Source organism: Oligoflexus sp. (genome assembly GCF_035638955.1).
GTDB lineage: Bacteria > Bdellovibrionota_B > Oligoflexia > Oligoflexales > Oligoflexaceae > Oligoflexus.
Genome location: NZ_DASQYZ010000378.1, coordinates 1 through 2,562, shown reverse-complemented (window position 1 = coordinate 2,562; position 2,562 = coordinate 1). Strand labels below are relative to the sequence as shown.

Annotated in this window: 2 protein-coding genes; one reads left to right on the top strand and one right to left on the bottom strand. The window is 55.2% G+C overall.

Annotated elements, in window-relative coordinates; all coding sequences use genetic code 11:
• Positions 1-112 precede the first annotated feature (112 nt).
• Positions 113-2,131, top strand: coding sequence for a urocanate hydratase (locus VE954_RS32770; protein ID WP_349263852.1), 2,019 nt, complete (start codon positions 113-115; stop codon positions 2,129-2,131).
• A 282-nt stretch (positions 2,132-2,413) separates the two neighbouring features.
• Here VE954_RS32770 and VE954_RS32765 read toward each other — a convergent pair whose 3' ends face one another.
• The gene (locus tag VE954_RS32765) at positions 2,414-2,542 is read right to left on the bottom strand and encodes a hypothetical protein (protein ID WP_324960972.1); all 129 of its coding nucleotides are present in this window, start codon (positions 2,540-2,542) and stop codon (positions 2,414-2,416) included.
• Positions 2,543-2,562 lie beyond the last annotated feature (20 nt).

Here is a 2,562-nt window from a genome sequence, read left to right as displayed (position 1 = left end):
ATCAGCGATTGAGGGGAATCGACACCGGTCTTTCTCACTGCGTCATTCCCACCAGACCAAGCCCGCTCTTTCCATTCCGGGCTTTTTGCGGCATAGTTCCAGGGCCAACGTCATGAAGAGGATACCTATGGCCTTCGCTCTGGATGCCCAACTCCCCCCTGATCCCGTGTTTGAATCTGGAATTCGTCGCGCTCCCAAACGGGCTGTGCACCTCGATGAGGCTGATATTGCCTTGGCTTTGCGCAACGCTTTGCGTTATGTGCCCTCATCCTTGCACAAGCAGCTGGCACCTGAATTTTTGAATGAACTGATGACTCACGGCCGCATTTACGGCTATCGCTTTCGGCCGCAGGGTCGGTTGAGCGGCCGTCCGATACACGAGTATAAAGGCCGTTGCCAGGCCGGCCAAGCCTTGCAGCTGATGATCGACAACAACCTCGATTTTGCCATTGCGCTTTATCCTTACGAGCTTGTGACCTATGGAGAAACCGGCCAGGTTTTTCAAAACTGGATGCAGTATCGCCTGACCAAACTTTATCTCGAAGAATTGACCGAGGATCAAACCCTCGTTCTGCATTCCGGTCATCCCCTTGGATTGTTTCCTAGCCGCAAAACCGCCCCCCGCGTGATCACCACCAACGGCCTCATGGTCGGCATGTTTGATAATCCCGAAGCCTTTGCCCGTGCCGCTGCCATCGGCGTGGCCAATTACGGTCAGATGACAGCTGGTGGTTGGATGTATATCGGACCTCAAGGCATTGTCCACGGAACCTATAATACCCTGGTCATTGCCGGTCGTTTGAAACTCGGGATCCCGGTCGACGGTGATCTGCGCGGTCGACTCTTCGTCAGCTCGGGATTGGGCGGCATGAGCGGAGCTCAGGGCAAGGCTGTGGAAATTGCGGGAGCGGCAGGCATTATTGCGGAAGTGGATGCATCACGGATTGAGACGCGACGGTCGCAGGGTTGGGTCAGCCGCGTCACGGCGAATCCTGCGGAAGCCTTTCAGTGGGCTTCCGAATCCATGGCTGCGAAGAAACCTGTGGCGATCGCCTTTCACGGTAATATCGTGACTCTGCTGGCTCATGCTGTGGAAAAGAATATTAAGATCGATTTGCTGTCGGATCAGACCAGCTGTCATGCCGTCTATGAAGGCGGTTATTGTCCTGTGCAACTGGACTTTGCCACACGCACGGAAATGCTGGGCAAGGACAAAGCCGGGTTCCGCCAGTTGGTGGATAGGACATTGCAGCAGCATTTTGGTTTGATTCACAAGCTGGTGTCCCGCGGCACTTATTTCTTCGACTATGGCAACGCGTTTATGAAATCGGTGTTTGATGCTGGCGTTCAAGGCATCTGCAAAAATGGGCAGAATGAAAAGCAGGGTTTTATCTGGCCGAGCTATGTCGAAGATATTCTCGGGCCAGAACTCTTTGACTATGGCTATGGCCCTTTCCGTTGGGTCTGTTTGAGCGGCAAGTCTGAGGATCTCGATCGCACGGATGCGGCGGCGGCTGAAACCATCAGGTCTCTTCGTCCCGATTTGCGTTACCAGGATCTGGATAACCTGCGTTGGGTGCGCGAAGCCAAAAGCTATCAATTGGTGGTGGGCACGCAGGCTCGTATTCTTTATCAGGATGCTGAAGGTCGACGCCGTATCGCGCGCCGCTTCAATGCGATGGTACGTGCGCAGGAAGTGGGACCCATCATGCTGGGCCGCGATCATCATGATACCGGTGGCACTGATTCACCCTATCGCGAGACGTCCAATATCAAGGATGGCTCCAATATCATGGCAGAGATGGCGACCCATATTTTTGCCGGCAATGCGGCCCGCGGGATGACTCTCTGCGCTTTGCATAATGGCGGCGGCGTGGGCATTGGCAAATCCATCAACGGCGGCTTTGGGCTTTTGCTCGATGGCAGCGAGGAAGTGGATCGCATTATCGACAGTGCTTTGCCCTGGGATGTCATGGGCGGTGTCGCTCGTCGCGCCTGGGCTGGCAACGCGCACTCGGTAGAAACATCCGCTCTTTATAACGAGCAAAGCCAAGGCCACATCACCCTGCCCCATCTCGCCGATCCGGATCTGATCCGTTCCGCGATGGCAGAACTGCCCAAAAGTCCCTGATCCATGACTCCGAAGCTGGCGGTTCACCGCTAGCTTGCACAGTTGCACAGGTCTTCAGACAAGAACTCGGCACGTTAACCTGAGCCTGCAGGCAAGCAGTCCGACTACGAGCTTGCGGATGCGCAGATACCTTCGGGCTGGTAGGTTCACCACCGGCTTGCGGACGCGCAGATGCCTCCCACAAGCCGTCGGGCTGGTGGTCTGACCACCGGCTTTCGAACCCGCCAACCTTATCCGCTGAACGGGCTCTATGCTGTCAATGTTTAAAGGGATTTGTGAGAATTACTTATGCCCACGTTTACGAGCAGGCGCTTTGGCGGGTTGCAGAGCAGGCTGCATTTTTGTGGCTTCACCAGCTACCCAAGCGGCTCCAACAAGAACAATTCCAGTCACCACGGCAACTATCAACATAGAACACCCTCCTTTCTTTG